This window comes from Streptodolium elevatio (assembly GCF_040649515.1).
GTDB lineage: Bacteria > Actinomycetota > Actinomycetes > Streptomycetales > Streptomycetaceae > Yinghuangia > Yinghuangia elevatio.
The window spans coordinates 1-1,059 of the sequence record NZ_JBEZFP010000294.1 but is presented as its reverse complement, the minus strand read 5'-3'; the positions used below and the strand labels follow the sequence as shown (position 1 = coordinate 1,059).

Below are 1,059 nucleotides of genomic sequence, written 5' to 3'. Positions count from 1 at the left end.
CCTAACGAGCTCGTGCATGGTTGGCGGTGACGCGTCGAAGGCTGTGGCGGGGCTCGGTGCTCACATCTGTAGTGCCGACGTGAAGTCTGCTGTTTGCTGATGTGAGAGCAGACCGGCGACGGCTTGGATCATGTCGCTGACGTGTTCGCGGCGGCCGAGGTGGCGGGCCAGGGACCGCCAGTTCTTTAGATGCGCGATGCCGTGCTCGACCGGGATCCGGCGTGAGGAGTGCGCCTTTCGTCGGCGTTCGTGGATCTCCTCGTACCAGTCGGGGGCGTTCTTCTTGAACTTGCGGTGCGGCGGTGTCACCACGCGTCCACCGGTCTGCGCGCCGAGCCCCTGGTAGCCGGCATCGGCCAGGATCTCGACGGGTGGGCCGTCGGCGAGGAGCCGGGCGAGTCCTAATCGACGGGCGTGCGTGATGTCGGCGCAGCTGCCCGGTGCGGTGGGGCTGCAGAACAGCACGCGGCCGTCCTGGTCCGTGAGCACCATGGCCTTGACCGCGTTCTGCTTGCTCTTGCCGGAGATGAACCGGTCGCGGTCCTTGCGTCCGACGGCGGGCCGCCGGACACGGATCTCGGTGCCGTCGACTATGCCGGTCTGTCCGCTCGAACCTAGGTGGTCGACGACTTCGGCCAGAGTCTTCAGCCGTGCGCTGGCGCTGACGGTGCAGCCCCGCTCGGCGAGCAGGGGCCGCACCTCGCTGATGGCCCGGGTGATCGTGGAGCGGTCCACACCGAACCAGCAGGCCAGCACGTCGTGAGTCGCCCCGTGACGGAGGTGGACCAGCGTGGCCAGGAGCCGGTCGACGAACACCAGTCGGTGCTTCGCACCGGCGCCCACCGCACGCTTCCGCGGCCGTGACACCAGGCGAGATTGATGCCGCTCGTGCCACAACGGGCCTATCTCGGAGACGAGTTCGACGATCACCTGGACCGACAGCCCGGTGATCCGCCGGTCTCCCACGATCGCTGCACGTGCCGCGTTCCCCACCACGCCACCATGATCCCCGATCGGCAGTTCGACGCGTCACCGCCAACCATGCACGAGCTCGTTAGG

The 1,059-nt window shown here is 67.9% G+C and carries 1 protein-coding gene; it reads right to left on the bottom strand.

Features of this window, described 5'->3' with window-relative positions:
• Positions 1-60: 60 nt before the first annotated feature.
• Positions 61-996 carry a transposase family protein gene (locus tag AB0C36_RS43150; RefSeq protein ID WP_358365305.1) on the bottom strand — a complete coding sequence of 312 codons (936 nt, stop codon included), beginning with the start codon at positions 994-996 and terminating at the stop codon, positions 61-63.
• Positions 997-1,059: the final 63 nt, after the last annotated feature.